Annotated in this window: 13 protein-coding genes; 6 read left to right on the top strand and 7 right to left on the bottom strand. The window is 71.7% G+C overall.

Annotated features, from left to right (window positions below):
• Positions 1-49 precede the first annotated feature (49 nt).
• The gene (locus ACIBBH_RS22070; protein WP_399407058.1) at positions 50-673 is read left to right on the top strand and encodes a TetR/AcrR family transcriptional regulator; all 624 of its coding nucleotides are present in this window, start codon (positions 50-52) and stop codon (positions 671-673) included.
• Between the two features lie 6 nt (positions 674-679).
• Here the strand turns inward: ACIBBH_RS22070 and ACIBBH_RS22065 are convergent, their stop codons facing one another.
• Positions 680-1,141, bottom strand: a complete 462-nt coding sequence (locus tag ACIBBH_RS22065; RefSeq protein WP_399407056.1) for a MaoC family dehydratase — start codon at positions 1,139-1,141, stop codon at positions 680-682.
• Positions 1,142-1,262: 121 nt separating this feature from the next.
• On the opposite strand from ACIBBH_RS22065, the gene soxR reads away from it, so the two are divergent.
• Positions 1,263-1,727, top strand: a complete 465-nt coding sequence (gene soxR / locus ACIBBH_RS22060; RefSeq protein WP_399407054.1) for a redox-sensitive transcriptional activator SoxR — start codon at positions 1,263-1,265, stop codon at positions 1,725-1,727.
• Between the two features lie 30 nt (positions 1,728-1,757).
• On the opposite strand, the gene ACIBBH_RS22055 is transcribed toward soxR, so the two are convergent.
• Both ACIBBH_RS22055 and ACIBBH_RS22050 read right to left on the bottom strand, forming a co-directional pair.
• Positions 1,758-2,468 (bottom strand): 3-keto-5-aminohexanoate cleavage protein, encoded by a 711-nt coding sequence (locus tag ACIBBH_RS22055; protein ID WP_399407052.1) that lies wholly within the window; start codon positions 2,466-2,468, stop codon positions 1,758-1,760.
• 80 nt (positions 2,469-2,548) lie between these two features.
• Positions 2,549-3,151 carry a hypothetical protein gene (locus ACIBBH_RS22050; protein ID WP_399407050.1) on the bottom strand — a complete coding sequence of 201 codons (603 nt, stop codon included), beginning with the start codon at positions 3,149-3,151 and terminating at the stop codon, positions 2,549-2,551.
• A 262-nt stretch (positions 3,152-3,413) separates the two neighbouring features.
• Between ACIBBH_RS22050 and ACIBBH_RS22045 the strand changes: the two genes are divergently transcribed.
• Positions 3,414-6,197 (top strand): penicillin acylase family protein, encoded by a 2,784-nt coding sequence (locus tag ACIBBH_RS22045; RefSeq protein ID WP_399407048.1) that lies wholly within the window; start codon positions 3,414-3,416, stop codon positions 6,195-6,197.
• 36 nt (positions 6,198-6,233) lie between these two features.
• Here ACIBBH_RS22045 and ACIBBH_RS22040 read toward each other — a convergent pair whose 3' ends face one another.
• Together ACIBBH_RS22040 and ACIBBH_RS22035 are read right to left on the bottom strand one after the other, a co-directional pair.
• Complete coding sequence (locus tag ACIBBH_RS22040) at positions 6,234-7,547, bottom strand: serine-threonine protein kinase (protein ID WP_399407046.1); 1,314 nt, start codon at positions 7,545-7,547, stop codon at positions 6,234-6,236.
• 81 nt (positions 7,548-7,628) lie between these two features.
• Positions 7,629-8,870, bottom strand: coding sequence for an exo-beta-N-acetylmuramidase NamZ domain-containing protein (locus tag ACIBBH_RS22035; protein ID WP_399407044.1), 1,242 nt, complete (start codon positions 8,868-8,870; stop codon positions 7,629-7,631).
• Between the two features lie 183 nt (positions 8,871-9,053).
• On the opposite strand from ACIBBH_RS22035, the gene ACIBBH_RS22030 reads away from it, so the two are divergent.
• The 3 genes from ACIBBH_RS22030 to ACIBBH_RS22020 are packed head-to-tail and all read left to right on the top strand — an operon-like array spanning position 9,054 to position 12,122.
• On the top strand, positions 9,054-9,839 hold the full coding sequence (locus ACIBBH_RS22030; RefSeq protein WP_399407042.1) for an SDR family oxidoreductase: 786 nt from the start codon (positions 9,054-9,056) through the stop codon (positions 9,837-9,839).
• A complete protein-coding gene (locus ACIBBH_RS22025; protein WP_399407040.1) occupies positions 9,836-11,503 on the top strand; it encodes a class I adenylate-forming enzyme family protein in 1,668 nt (555 codons plus the stop codon). Before ACIBBH_RS22030 ends, ACIBBH_RS22025 begins: the two co-directional genes overlap by 4 nt.
• A 25-nt stretch (positions 11,504-11,528) precedes the next feature.
• On the top strand, positions 11,529-12,122 hold the full coding sequence (locus ACIBBH_RS22020; protein WP_399407038.1) for a TetR/AcrR family transcriptional regulator: 594 nt from the start codon (positions 11,529-11,531) through the stop codon (positions 12,120-12,122).
• A 272-nt stretch (positions 12,123-12,394) separates the two neighbouring features.
• Here the strand turns inward: ACIBBH_RS22020 and ACIBBH_RS22015 are convergent, their stop codons facing one another.
• Both ACIBBH_RS22015 and ACIBBH_RS22010 read right to left on the bottom strand, forming a co-directional pair.
• The gene (locus tag ACIBBH_RS22015) at positions 12,395-12,601 is read right to left on the bottom strand and encodes a hypothetical protein (RefSeq protein ID WP_399407261.1); all 207 of its coding nucleotides are present in this window, start codon (positions 12,599-12,601) and stop codon (positions 12,395-12,397) included.
• An 11-nt stretch (positions 12,602-12,612) separates the two neighbouring features.
• A complete protein-coding gene (locus ACIBBH_RS22010) occupies positions 12,613-13,977 on the bottom strand; it encodes a diaminopimelate decarboxylase (RefSeq protein WP_399407036.1) in 1,365 nt (454 codons plus the stop codon).
• Between the last annotated feature and the right edge of the window lie 179 nt (positions 13,978-14,156).

The raw sequence follows: 14,156 nt of genomic DNA, 5'->3' as shown, positions 1-14,156 counted from the left end.
AGCTTCGGCGGTATGGTGGAGTTCCTGTACCGAGAGGGGCGAGCGAGCGATGAGTACGGCGGAGGAGACGACCGGCGGCGAGATCGAGCCGTGGGAAGAGGTCACCCCTGACGCGGCCCGGCGACTGCTCGTGGCCGCCGTGGAAGCCTTCGCCGAGCGCGGCTACCACGCGACGACGACCCGCGACATCGCGGGCCGCGCGGGCATGAGCCCGGCCGCGCTCTACATCCACTACAAGACCAAGGAAGAGCTGCTCCACCGGATCAGCCGGATCGGCCACGACAAGGCCCTGGAGATCCTGCGGACGGCGGCCCGGCGCGAGGGCAGCGCCACGGAACGGCTCGCCGGCGCCGTCGGCTCCTTCGTCCGCTGGCACGCCGGGCGGCGGACGACCGCCCGGGTCGTGCAGTACGAACTGGACGCGCTCGGCCCGGAGGCCCGCGCCCAGATCCTCGCGTTGCGCCGCCAGGTCGACGCGGAGGTGCGCGGGATCATCGAGGACGGCGTGAACTCCGGCGAGTTCCACGTCCTCGACGTCCACGGCACCACCCTGGCGGTGCTGTCCCTGTGCATCGATGTCGCCCGCTGGTTCAACGTGGACGGCCCCCGCACGCCCGAGGAGGTCGGCGCCCTGTACGCCGACCTCGTGCTGCGGATGGTCGGGGCCGAGTAGGAGCGCTCAGAGGTAGTAGCGGGCCACCGACTCCGCGACGCAGACCGGCTTGTCGCCACCCTCGCGCTCCACGGTGAAGGCCACGGTGACCTGGACGCCGCCCGTGACGTCCTCGACGCCGGTGATCTTCGCCGTGGCGCGCAGCCGGGAGCCGACCGGGACGGGGGCGGGGAAGCGGACCTTGTTCGTCCCGTAGTTGACGCCCATCTTCATGCCCTCGACCTTGATCAGCTGGGGGCCGAAGAGCGGCACCAGCGACAGGGTGAGGTAGCCGTGCGCGATGGTCGTCCCGAACGGGCCCGCGGCGGCCTTCTCCGGATCGACGTGGATCCACTGGTGGTCGCCGGTGGCCTCCGCGAACAGATCGATCCGCTTCTGGTCGATCTCCAGCCAGTCGGTGTGACCCAGCTGCTCGCCCACGGCCGCCTTCAGGTCGTCGGCGGAGGTGAAGATCCTCGGTTCTGCCATGTCCAGGCCTCTCACGTCACGGAGTCACGGGTCCATATGCCTAAGCGACTGCTTAGCATGGTCGGTGTCGGATCCGATGTCAACGAGGGGGGAGCGGGGCCGGGTGGGTAGGCTCACAGGAGTGCCCCAGATCCCCGAGAAGATCCACGAGCTGACCGTCGGGCAGTTGTCCGCGCGCAGCGGCGCCTCCGTCTCCGCCCTGCACTTCTACGAGTCCAAGGGCCTCATCAGCAGCCGCCGCACGCCGGGCAACCAGCGCCGCTACACCCGTGACACGCTGCGCCGCGTCGCCTTCGTGCGCGCTGCCCAGCGCGTCGGCATCCCGCTGGCCACGATCCGCGAGGCCCTCGCCGAACTCCCCGAGGAGCGCACTCCGACCCGCGAGGACTGGGCGCGCCTGTCCGAGGCCTGGCGCTCGGAACTCGACGAGCGCATCAAGCAGCTGAACCGTCTGCGCGATCACCTCACCGACTGCATCGGCTGCGGCTGCCTGTCCTTCAGCGCGTGCGTGCTGTCCAACCCGGACGACGCGTACGGTGAACGGCGGGCGGGTTCCCGGCTGCTGGTGGAATCTCCCCGGCGCTGACGCGGGCGCACGTGCGTGGCTGCGGGCGGTTCAGGGTCCCGGCCGGAGCGCCTCCGCCACCAACTGGGCGTTGGAGAACGCCCGTTGGCCATCGGGCAGGAACAGCGTGTCCTCCAGGCCTGTCCGCGTCGCCAGCCCCAGCCGCCCCGCCAGCCGCAGCACCGGCCACGTCCCGCCCTCCTCACCGTGCAGCAGCACCGGTCGGCCGAAGGCCCCGTCGAGCTCGGCGAGCAGCGCCCGTGCCGTCGCCTCCGCGGTGTCCGGGTCCGGGTCCGTCACCTCGGCCAGTACCCGCAGCACCTCGGGGCCGAGCGGTGAGGCCGCGAAACGGGCCGCCCCGTCCGTGCCGGACCAGATGCCCGCCTCCACCCCCACCCCCATGGTGATCAGCTGCTCGACGAGCTCTTCCGCGCCCGGCTCGTGCCAGTTGACGGAGGCGAAGTCCGGCAGCACCGACCAGCCGCGCACGCGGTCCAGCCGGGTCGCCGGGTCGGGGGCGGTCCAGGCGCCCGTGGTCACACCGACCGGCACCGGCACCCGCGCCCGTATCGCGTCGACGGTCGCCGCGACCACGCGCGGGGAGAGGCTGTCCTGCCCGCACGGCGTCCTGGGATGGACGTGGACCTCCGTGGCACCGGCCGCGACGGCCTCGGCCGCGGACTCGGCCAGCGCCTGGGGAGACAACGGTACGCACGCGCCGTCGGTGGCCCCGCGGCGCCCGTTGAGACACACCTGCACCATGTCTCGATGGTGCCGGCCGCCACTGACAACGGCCCGTCAGCAGGAGGGGGTGCGGCATCCCCGGCGCACCCCCGCTTGGTTCAGGCCGACACGAGCAGCCGCCCGCGCCTGGCGTACACCAGCGCCTCGGGCGTGAGCACGGGCCGCGGGACGAGGATTCCGCAGTCCGCGCAGACCGGACCGGACGAGGGTTCGTGGTCCAGGCCGTACTTCCAGAAGAGGCGCTCCCCGTCGCACACCGGGCAGGCCGAGCCCGGTTCCCGCTCCAGGGCGGCGATCAGCCGTCGCAGCACCTCCGCGAGAGGCTCGTCGGGGTGGACACGAGGGTCGTCGCACCAGGCGACGCCGAAGCCGCCCCAGGTCAGCCGGTGCCAGTCGTCCACGCTGCCCGGCCGGCGCAGCCCGTCGTGCTTCTCCTTCTTGCGGCGCTCGGCGAACTCCGCCTCATAGGCGAGCCAGACCGCCCGCGCCTCCTCCAACTCCTCCAGCGCGGCCACGAGCCGCGCAGGATCGGGGGACCGGTCCTCGGGACCGAACCCGGCCCGGGAGCACAGATGGTCCCAGGTAGCCCTGTGCCCGTAAGGAGCGAACCGCTCCAGGCACTTGCGCAGTGAATAGCGCCGAAGCGCCAGATCGCACCGCGGATCGCGCACCTGTCTCGCCAGACTCCGGAAACCGGCCATCGCCCTGCACCTCCGTCACATCTGCACCTGTACTTCGGTCACTTCGGCGTCGTCGTACGGAGTTGTCGTACCGACGTCGACGAGTAGACGTATCGACACCCGATCCGGCTCCATACGTTTTCCGATGCCCTCCCATAAAGCGCCCCGTGTTGACCGCCTGGAGAAACCCGAAGGGGACTCCAGAAAGTGACGCATGTTCATCTTCAATCTCGGGGATACCGGCGGTAACGTCCCGCTCCACCCCCGTTCCCCAGGAGCTGCCATGGCACGGCGCGTCCCACGCACCACCCTCCACAGACTGAGAACTCCCCGCAGGTTCCACGGGTTCCTGAAGTCGGCATCGATATGCGTCCTCATCGCCGGTCTTCTGTCCCCGCTGACCCAGGCGACCGCCACCGCGGCCACGGCCTCCAACGACTACTGCGGCGGCCAGTGTTCCGACATCCTGCCGCCGGGCGAGAACGGCAACGCCACCCTCGCCCAGATCCTGCTCAACCAGGCGTTCGGCACCCAGCCCAGCCATGCCGAGGACCAGCTCGGCCCCTACGCCAACCTGGCCACCGGCTACTCGACACTCACCGACGCGACCATCAATACGTTCTTCAACGACGCTTCGTTCGGGGTGCCCTCCGATCAGGTCGCCTCCACCGAGAAGCCGGCCGGCCGCAGCGACGTGACGATCGTCCGCGACAAGAAGACCGGTGTGCCGCACATCACCGGTACCACCAGATACGGGACCGAGTTCGGCGCCGGGTACGCAGCCGCTGAGGACCGGCTGTGGCTGATGGACGTCTTCCGGCACGTCGGCCGCGGCCGGCTGACCTCCTTCGCGGGCGGCGCCGCGTCCAACCAGGGGCTGGAGCAGGAGTTCTACCGCAACGCGCCGTACACCGAGGCCGACCTGCAGGCCCAGATCGACAACGCCGTCGCGAAGAACGGCGCGCGCGGCCAGCAGGCCCTTGCCGACGCCAACGCCTACCTCGCCGGCGTCAACTCCTACATCGACGCCTCCGACAGCGGCCGTTACTTCCCCGGCGAGTACGTCCTGACCGGCCACAAGGACTCCGTCACCAACGCCGGCACCATCGACCACTTCAAGATCACCGACCTGGTGGCGCTGGCCTCCGTCATCGGCTCGCTGTTCGGCTCCGGCGGTGGCGGCGAGGTCAACAACGCGATCTCCCTGATCGCCGCCCAGTCCAAGTACGGCGTGGAGCAGGGCACCAAGGTCTGGGAGTCCTTCCGCGAACGCAACGACCCCGAGGCCGTCCTCACCGTCCACAACGGCGAGAGCTTCCCGTACGCGACCAAGCCCGACGACGCCCAGGGCGAGGCCCTGCCCGACGCCGGCTCGGTGACCCGGGAACCGCTGGTCCACGACCGTACGGGCAGCGCCGCCACCTCCCGCGCGACCGGCGCCTCGGCCACGGCGGCCAGGACGGCACTGAGCTCCGCCAAGCGCGGCATGTCCAACGCCCTGGTGGTCAGCGGCAAGTACACCAGGCGCGGTCACCCCATCGCCGTGTTCGGACCGCAGACCGGCTACTTCGCCCCGCAGTTGCTCATGCTCCAGGAGATCCAGGGCCCGGGCATCAGCGCCCGCGGCGCCTCCTTCGCGGGCCTGAGCATGTACGTCGAGCTCGGCCGCGGCCAGGACTACTCCTGGAGCGCGACGACCTCCGGCCAGGACATCATCGACACCTACGCGGTCGAACTGTGCCAGGACGACTACCACTACCTGTACCACGGCACCTGCACGGCCATGGACAAGGTCGAGCAGAAGAATGCCTGGACCCCGACGACCGCCGACGGCACCGCGGCGGGCTCCTACACGATGCGGGTGTGGCGCACGAAATACGGGCCGGTGGAGTACCGGGCCACCGTCGGCGGCAAGAAGGTCGCCTACACCACCCTGCGCTCCTCCTACCTGCACGAGGCCGACTCGATCATCGGCTTCCAGATGCTGAACGACCCGGACTGCGTCAAGGGCCCGAAGGACTTCCAGAGCGCCGCGCAGCACATCAACTACACGTTCAACTGGTTCTACGCCGACTCCCAGCACACCGCGTACCACAACAGCGGCGACAACCCGGTGCGCGCGAGCGGCGTGGACGCCGAGTTCCCGGTGTGGGGCCGGCCGGCGTACGAGTGGAAGAACTGGGACCCGGCGGCCAACACGGCCGACTACACCCCGGCCTCCGCGCACCCCAACTCCGTCGACCAGGACTACTACATCTCCTGGAACAACAAGCAGGCCGAGGACTACACCACCGCGCCCTGGGGCGACGGGTCCGTGCACCGCGGCAACCTGCTCGAGGACCGGGTGAAGAAGCTGGTCGCGGCGGGCGGGGTGACCCGTACGGCGCTGGTGCAGGCGATGGCGGACGCCGCGCTCGCCGACCTGCGGGCCGAGGACGTGCTGCCGAAGCTGCTGAAGGTCGTCAACAGCAGTGCGGTGACGGACCCCACGGCCGCGGCGGCGGTGAGCAAGCTGCAGGCCTGGGTGACGGCGGGCGCCGGGCGCACGGAGACCTCGGCCGGCTCCAAGACGTACGCCAACGCCGACGCGGTCCGGATCCTGGACGCCTGGTGGCCGCTGCTGGTGAAGGCCGAGTTCGAGCCCGGACTGGGCAGCGACCTGTACACCGCCTTCACGGGCAGCCTGCCCGTCGACGAGGCCCCGTCCGCCGGGCACGGCCCGACCGGCTCGCACGCCGGAAGCTCCTTCCAGTACGGCTGGTGGAGCTATGTCGACAAGGACATCCGGGCGGTGCTCGGTGAGTCCGTGCAGGGCGGGCTGGACCGGAAGTACTGCGGCGGCGGCAGCCTCAGCTCCTGCCGGGACATCCTGATCAGCACCCTGAGGACGGCGGCCGGGATGACGGCGGCCCAGGTTTACCCCGGCGACGACCAGTGCTCGGCGGGCGACCAGTGGTGCGCCGACTCGATCGTCCAGCGCACCCTGGGCGGCATCAAGCACGGCAGGATCAGCTGGCAGAACCGGCCGACCTTCCAGCAGGTCGTGGAGTACACCTCCCACCGGTGACGCCGGTGTCGCCGGGGAAGGGTGCCGGGGGCGGGGTCAGGTGACGCGCCCCGCCGCCAGCACCACCCGGGCCAGCTCCGGGTGCACGATGTCGCTGTGCGCGCCGGCCGGCGGTCCGCCGCGTCGCACCACCGCCGCCGTGTCGACGTTCACACAGCCCGAGGCGGGCAACGGGCCGGCCAGCGCCTCGGCGAGGGTCAGCGCCCGCGTGCCCGGCACCGCCTGGACCCCGTCATGGCCCATCGCACCCCACTTGGGGCCCAGCACCCGCCCGATGTCGAGGCTCGCGACCGACCGGGCGTCGTCCGCCATGCGGGAGGCCAGCGGGTAGAAGGTGCCCAGGGCCGAGTCGTGGGGGGAGTGGCAGCACACCAGCGGACCGTCCACGCGCTGGTGCAGATCCCGCAACGCGCCGCCCGCGCGCGGGTCATGGGGCAGCCGGGCCGCGAACGCATAGTGGGAGAAGGCCCCTTGGAGCAGCGTCACGGACTTCACCGCGCGCATCCCCTCGGGCAGCCCGCGCAGCGCGAAGGACACCAGCCGCCCGCCGAAGCTGTGCCCCACCAGATGCACCCGCACGTCCGGGGCCGCGGAAGCCAACCGCCCGATCACCGGGCCCAGTCCACGCTCCCCGACGGTGCCGGCCCGCCGCTTCATGGCGTAGTACGCCGCCTGGCGCAGCAGCTCACGGGCCCCGTGCCAGGGGTTGGGCAGCGAGAAGCCCTCGGCCCCCCCGGAGGCCCCCAGTGCCGCGAGTGCCTGCGCGAACTCGTCGCACGCCGCCACCGTGTCCCCGCACAGCATGTCCGGCTCGCCCGCCTCCGCCGTGTCCGTCGCGCACAGCGCCTGCGGGCCGTCCGGCGCCACCTCCACCAGCAGCCGCACCAGCCGCCCGAACTCCTTCAGCCGGGCCTCCTCCCGGGGCTGCCGGTCCAGCAGCCCCGCGATCCGCTCGACCACCGTCGTCCGGTCGGGGAAGGTCCGCAGCAGCGCCTGCCGGGTGTCCTTGTCGAGGGCGGGGTGCGGTGCCGCCTCGGCCTCCACCGCCGCCACGGACTTCGGCAGGTCGGGGATCGGCTCGTCCGAGAACCGCATCGACGGCCACACCACGCCCACGTACCCGATCCGGGCCTTCGGAGCGAGCTTCGGAATCGGTGCGAAGAAGGCGCGGTAGAGCGCGGTCGCGCCCGAGCGGTCGTTGTTCCAGCCGTGCGAGAAGACGATCAGGTCACGGACACCGTGGCCGGTGACCTCCGCGAGCAGCCGGTCCCGTTCCCGGCCGTCCACGTCCCCGTCCGCGTCGAAGGCCAGCTCCCAGTAGGGAGTCACACTCGTCCCATGATCCGCCATGACAGGCTCCCTCGTCCCCCGAAGCAGTGCGATGTGGGCGCATCGTCCTGCCGGAGGGCAAGGTTGGCCATACGTCGCGGCTCACCTGTAGAGGAGATATTCCTCCCGGATCCGCCGGAACGCCCCCAGCTCCTCCTGCCAGGCGCCGGCCACCTCGTCCGTGCCCGCGCCCGCGTCGATCATCGTGCGCACCCGCGCGGAGCCCGTGAGTTTGTCGATCCAGTTGTCGGACCGCCAGGCGAAGCCGCTCCAGACCTTCTTCGCGGTCACCAGCAGCGCGATCCCGGTCCGTACGGGGTCGTACGCGGCCCGGTCGTGCACATGGATCTGCACGCCCCCGACGGTCCTGCCCTGGAACTTGGAGAAGGCGGGCGCGAAGTACGCCTCCCGGAAGCGCACACCCGGCAGCCCCAGCTCGTTCGCCGCGGCCGCCCACCGCCCGTCGACGCCGTCCGCGCCCAGCAGTTCGAAGGGCCGGGTCGTGCCGCGCCCCTCCGACAGGTTGGTCCCCTCCAAGAGACACGTTCCCGAGTAGACGAGGGCGGTGTCGGGCGTCGGCATGTTGGGGCTCGGCGGCACCCAGGGCAGCCCGTACGCGTCGTAGAACTCCGACCGCTTCCAGCCCGTCATGAGTACGGTCTCCAGCGCGACCTTTCCGCCCAGGAACTCCCCGTTGAACAGCCGAGCCAGCTCGGCCACCGTCATCCCGTGCGCCTGCGCGATCGGCTGCCGCCCGACGAAGGTGGCGAACTCCTTGTGCAGCACCGGCCCCTGCGCCGACCTCCCGGTCACCGGGTTCGGCCGGTCCAGCACCACGAACCGCTTGCCCGCCAGCCGGGCCGCCTCCATGCAGTCGTAGAGGGTCCAGATGTACGTGTAGAAGCGCGCGCCCACGTCCTGGATGTCGAAGACGACCGTGTCCACGCCGGACGTGGTGAAGACATCGGCCAGCGGCTGCCCGCTCTTGAGGTAGGTGTCGTAGACCGGCAGCCCGGTCGCCGGATCGTCGTAGCGGCCCTCGGAGCCGCCCGCCTGCGCGGTGCCCCGGAAGCCGTGCTCGGGGCCGAAGACGGCGGTCAGGCGCACGCGCGGGTCGCCGTGCATGACGTCGACGATGTGACGGACGTCCCGGGAGACGCCGGTGGGGTTGGTGACGATTCCGACGTTCTGTCCGTCGAGCGGGGCGTAACCGCGGGCCGCGAGGCGCTCGAAGCCGGTCCGCAGCCGGCGGGCGGTCGCGGGGGCCGCCTCCGCCGGGGCAGCGGCCGGCGCCGCGACCGCGCCGGCGGTGGTGGCGAGCAGGCTCCGTCTGGACAGCTTCATGCGGTGACCTCCGTGAGCGCGGGTGCCCGGGCCTCGCACGCTAGCGCGCGGCCGGGCGGCACGGAACGAACCGACCGGCCAAGGGCCTGTCGGAGGCACCCCTTCCGTGCTGTCATACCGACCGGTTAGTCTGGCGCCGCAGAGCCGAGTCGCATCGGGACGAAGTCGTGTCGAAGGAGACCGATGGTGGAAGCCGTGCAGGACGCGGGAGTGGTCGTCACCGGGGCGGGCGGCGGTATCGGGGCCGCGCTGGCCCGCAGGTTCGCCGCCGAAGGGGCCCGGGTCGTCGTGAACGACCTGGACGCCGAGCGGACCAAGGCCGTCGCCGAGGAGATCGGCGGCATCGCGGTGCCGGGCGACGCCTCCGCGATCATCACCGAGGCCCGGGACGCGCTCGGCGGCACGGTGGACGTCTACTGCGCCAACGCCGGCGTCGCCTTCGAGGGCGGGAACGTCTCCGGCGAGGGGGCCGCGCCGCTCGACGAGAACGTCTGGGCGGCGTCCTGGGACGTCAACGTCATGGCCCACGTCCGCGCGGCCCACACGCTGCTCCCGGCCTGGCTGGAGCGCGGCAGCGGCCGCTTCGTCTCCACCGTGTCGGCGGCCGGCCTGCTCACCATGATCGGTGCCGCCCCCTACGCCGTCACCAAGCACGGCGCGTACGCCTTCGCCGAGTGGCTGTCGCTGACCTACCGCCACCGGGGCCTGAAAGTGCACGCCATCTGTCCGCAGGGCGTGCGCACCGACATGTTGGCCGCCACCGGAAGCGCCGGCGACCTGGTCCTGAAGCCCACCGCGATCGAACCGGAGGACGTCGCCGACGCCCTGTTCAAGGGCATCGAGCAGGACCGCTTCCTGATCCTGCCGCACCCCGAGGTCGCGGAGTTCTACCAGGCGCGGGCCACCGACCCCGACCGCTGGCTCGGCGGCATGAACCACATCCAGCGCAAGTGGGAGGAGGCCCGGTGACCGGGTCCCGTTACCAGGCGAAGCCCTGGCTGGCCCTCCTCGACGACGCCCAGCGCGGCCCGATCGACCCCGCCGACTCCCTCGTGCACGCCCTGCGCCGAGCGGTCGCCGACGTACCGGACCGCACCTTCCTCGCCTACTTCGACGCCCGCCTCACCTACCGCGAGGCCGACGAGCTCAGCGACTCCGTCGCCGGGCACCTCGCCGCCCGCGGCCTGGAGCGCGGCGACCGGGTGGCCGTGATGCTGCAGAACTCCCCCCACTTCGTGCTCGCCGTGCTGGGCGCCTGGAAGGCGGGCGCGATCGTCGTCCCCGTCAACCCCATGTACAAGTCGGGCGAGGTCTCCCATGTCCTGCGGGACGGCGAGGTTGCCGCCCTCGTCTGCTCCGACCGGGCCTGGGAGTCGTACCTGCGCGAGACGGTCACCGGCTCGCCCGTACGGATCGTGCTCACCACCAGCGAGCTGGATTTCCAGACCCGGGACGACGCGCGCGTGCTCTCCTTCGAGCGGCTGCCCCAGGCCCAGGACGCCGACGACCTGGTGACCGTCGCCCGGCAGGGCCACAAGGCACCCGAGGACCGCGACCCGGCCCCGGACGCCATCGCCCTGATCAGCTACACCTCGGGCACCAGCGGCACCCCCAAGGGCGCCACCAATACGCACGGCAACATCATGTACAACGCCGAGCGGCAGAGCACCGGCCTCGGCATGCCCGAGGCGCCCGTCTACTTCGCGCTGGCCCCGCTGTTCCACATCACCGGCATGGTCTGCGAGTTCGGCGCCTGCCTGAACAGCGCGGGCACGCTCGCGCTGGCCTACCGCTTCGAGCCCGGGGTCGTCCTCGACGCGTTCGCCGAGCACCGGCCGCACTACACGGTCGGCCCGTCCACCGCCTTCATGGCGCTGGCCGCCCAGCCGACCGTCACCCCGGACCACTTCTCCTCCTTCCGCATCATCTCCTCGGGCGGCGCGCCCCTGCCGCCCGCGCTGGTGGAGAAGTTCCGGGCCGGCTTCGGACCGTACATCCGCAACGGCTACGGCCTCACCGAGTGCACCGCGCCCTGCGCCTCCGTGCCGCCCGGCCGGAAGGCGCCCGTCGACCCGGTCTCCGGGACGCTGGCCGTCGGCGTGCCGGGCCCCGACACGGTCGTACGGATCGTCGACGAGGAGGGCGCGGAGGTCCCCTTCGGCGAGCAGGGCGAGATCGTCGTGCGCGGGCCGCAGGTGGTACCCGGCTACTGGCGGCGGCCCGAGGCCACCGCCGAGACCTTCCCCGGCGGTGAGCTGCGCACCGGTGACATCGGCTTCATGGACGAGCAGGGCTGGCTGTACGTCGTCGACCGCAAGAAGGACATGATCAACGCCTCCGGCTTCAAGGTGTGGCCGCGCGAGGTCGAGGACGTCCTCTACACCCACCCCGGGGTGCGCGAGGCCGCCGTCGTCGGGGTCCCCGACGGCTATCGTGGCGAGACCGTCAAGGCGTACATCAGCCTGCGCCCGGGCGCCGAGACGGACCCCGGCGCACTGGCCGCCTACTGCAAGGAGAGACTGGCGGCCTACAAATCCCCGCGCCAGGTGGAGATCCTGCCCGACCTGCCCAAGACGGCAAGTGGGAAGATCCTCCGTCGGGAACTGCGTTCCCGCGCGCACGACAGTCAGTAGAACGACGGAAAGGCAGGTGGCGGCAGTGCCCAGGACGACGGACGGAGACGGAACCCCCGTCCCTCAGCGGCTGCTCGCCGCCGCCACCCGGCTCTTCGCCGAGCAGGGCTACGACCGCACCTCGGTGCAGGAGATCGTCGAGGCGGCCGGCGTCACCAAGGGGGCGCTGTACCACTACTTCGGCTCCAAGGACGACCTCCTGCACGAGGTGTACGCGCGCGTGCTGCGCGTCCAGCAGGAGCGGCTGGACGCGTTGGCGGACGCCGACGAGCCGATCGAGAAGCGGCTGCGGGCCGCCGCCGCGGACGTCGTCGTCACGACGATCGAGAACCTCGACGACGCGTCGATCTTCTTCCGCTCCATGCACCACCTCAGCCCGGAGAAGAACAAGCAGGTGCGCGCCGAGCGCCGGCGCTACCACGAACGCTTCCGCGCGTTGATCGAGGAGGGCCAGCAGGCCGGCGTCTTCTCCAAGGAGACCCCGGCCGACCTGGTGGTGGACTACCACTTCGGCTCCGTCCACCACCTGTCCACCTGGTACCGCCCCGACGGACCGCTCAGCCCCCAGGAGGTCGCCGACCACCTGGCCGACCTGCTGCTGCGGGCGCTGCGGGCGTAGAACCGTCCCCGGGTGGGCCGGCCGGACAGGAGCGCCACCCGGGGCAGCCGGCACTCGATCCCGGAGAAAGACCGGGTGACGTGGTGGTGCCGGCCCCTCAGGTGCTCAAGCACGGCCCGGGCCTGGACCACTTCGAAGGCCGCTCCTTCAACGGCTGGCACCACCACGCCACCCTGGTCACCGCCGCCCACGCCTTCCTCTGCACCACTGCCACCAGCCCCTGCCCGCCACACGGCAGACCTCAAGATCGAGAACGACCCGACGCAGCCCTACTAGTCGATGATCTCCTTGAAGAAGAGCACGGCCGTGGCCGCCGAGCCGCTGCCGAGGCTCACCGTGACGGGCCACGGGTTGCCGGCCAGCGCCGCCAGCACGGTGGCGCCGATGCCGACGAGTGCGGCCAGCAGGAACACGATGGCGGCGCGCTGGGTGAGGAGCGGCCCGTCCCGGTCGGGCCGCGCACGGTCGGACTCCGGCACCTTGTTGCCCCCTAACGGACGTCACAGGCGCCGGCGTCCACCGGTTGCCGGACCTCCCCGGCCCGGCGTTCGTGGTCCGGCAGGTCCCACGGGTCCTGGGCGGCACGCAGGAGCGTGAACTCGACCCGCCCGTCCCCGCGCATCCGTACGCCGTGAACGGCGGGTTCCGGCAGGCTGTTGTAGTGGAACGGCGTCGAGAAGTAGTAGGCGCCGGTGTCCGGGACGACGACGATGTCGCCGGGTTCGAGCAGCGGCAGCGCGCGGTCGCGCGCCAGCAGGTCACCGGCGAAGCAGGCGGGCCCCGCGACGTCCTGGCGCACGGGCCGCCCCTGCTTGGCCCTGCCGCTCCCGTGGTGCGCCTCGATCCGTACGGGCCACGCCTCGGGGGCGAACACGGTCCGCGTGGCGACCTGCACGCCGGCGTGGGTGACGGCGATCGGCCGGCCTCCGGCGCTCTTGGTGTACTCGACGTACGCCGCCATGAAGCCGTTCTTGGCGAGGACCGAGCGTCCGAACTCGGTGACGACGTCGAACCCGCGCTCGAAGAGGGCCGGGGCGTGCGTGCGCAGGCACTCGGCGTACGTGTCGAAGGTGGGGTCGGTCTCGTCGTCCGCGAAGTTGACGGACAGCCCGCCGCCGATGTCGATGCCGACGACCCGGCGCTCTCCGAGAGCGGCGTCCACCTCCTCGGCGAACTCCACGGCCAGTGCCACGCCACGCGCCATGAGGTCGAGCGGGCAGCCCTGCGATCCGGCATGCGTGTGGATCCACGTCAGCCACGGGTAGTCCCGGAACGCCTGCAGCAACTGCTGTCGGACGCCCGGGTCCGCCAGCGGGACACCGAACTTGGAGGTGCTCGTGGCCGTGCTCATCGCGGCGATGGTGCCCCCGCCGACCTGGGAGTTGACCCGCACCCCGATCCTGGAGAGGGAATGCCGGCCGGCGAGTGCCCGGTCGATCCTCGCCAGTTCCTGGAAGTTGTCCGCGTTGACGGCCACGCCCAGGGCCAGGGCACGCTCGAGCTCCCCGCGGGTCTTGGCCGGCGAGTCGAAGACGATCCTGTCCGGCGGGAAACCGGCGGCCAGCGCCCGGGCCAGCTCACCTGCGGTGGCGACCTCGCAGCCCATGCCGTGCCCTTCCAGCTCGCGCAGGACGGGCACCAGGCAGTTCGCCTTGGCGGCGAAGGCGTGGACGACGGAGGCCGGGGCGGGAAGAACACGCCGAAAGGCGCGGTGCAGGCTTCCGACCGTCGCGGCGACACCGTCGAGATCGACGAAGGCGGCAAGCAGGGACTGCTCCGGGTCCAGCAGTCCCTGCCGCACGGCCTCCCGCAGGACGCGTTCACGCCGCACGGCGGCGGGGGTCTGACCGGTCATGATGAGTGAGCCTCCGGTGTCGGGATCGAAGCGCCCGGGGAGCCCCGGGCGGAACCCCAGGCTGCTCGCCGGGACCGGGCGTCGTCTTCGTCGGGTCGTCAAAGACTCCGCCGCCCAAGCGGCGGGCGAGCGCAACGACCGGACCGGGCGGCCCGCGCCGTTGTGCGCCGCGACGAAGT

This window comes from Streptomyces sp. NPDC051636 (assembly GCF_044453765.1).
Classification (GTDB): domain Bacteria; phylum Actinomycetota; class Actinomycetes; order Streptomycetales; family Streptomycetaceae; genus Streptomyces.
This window is presented reverse-complemented; position numbering and strand designations above follow the sequence as displayed.

What these genes read in the sequence shown, in the direction of transcription:
- ACIBBH_RS22070 (WP_399407058.1), top strand. Translation starts at nt 50, where the DNA reads ATGAGTACGGCGGAGGAGACGACCGGCGGCGAGATCGAGCCGTGGGAA.
- ACIBBH_RS22065 (WP_399407056.1), bottom strand. Translation starts at nt 1,141, where the DNA reads ATGGCAGAACCGAGGATCTTCACCTCCGCCGACGACCTGAAGGCGGCC.
- ACIBBH_RS22055 (WP_399407052.1), bottom strand. Translation starts at nt 2,468, where the DNA reads ATGGTGCAGGTGTGTCTCAACGGGCGCCGCGGGGCCACCGACGGCGCG.
- ACIBBH_RS22050 (WP_399407050.1), bottom strand. Translation starts at nt 3,151, where the DNA reads ATGGCCGGTTTCCGGAGTCTGGCGAGACAGGTGCGCGATCCGCGGTGC.
- ACIBBH_RS22045 (WP_399407048.1), top strand. Translation starts at nt 3,414, where the DNA reads ATGGCACGGCGCGTCCCACGCACCACCCTCCACAGACTGAGAACTCCC.
- ACIBBH_RS22040 (WP_399407046.1), bottom strand. Translation starts at nt 7,547, where the DNA reads ATGGCGGATCATGGGACGAGTGTGACTCCCTACTGGGAGCTGGCCTTC.
- ACIBBH_RS22035 (WP_399407044.1), bottom strand. Translation starts at nt 8,870, where the DNA reads ATGAAGCTGTCCAGACGGAGCCTGCTCGCCACCACCGCCGGCGCGGTC.
- ACIBBH_RS22030 (WP_399407042.1), top strand. Translation starts at nt 9,054, where the DNA reads ATGGTGGAAGCCGTGCAGGACGCGGGAGTGGTCGTCACCGGGGCGGGC.
- ACIBBH_RS22010 (WP_399407036.1), bottom strand. Translation starts at nt 13,977, where the DNA reads ATGACCGGTCAGACCCCCGCCGCCGTGCGGCGTGAACGCGTCCTGCGG.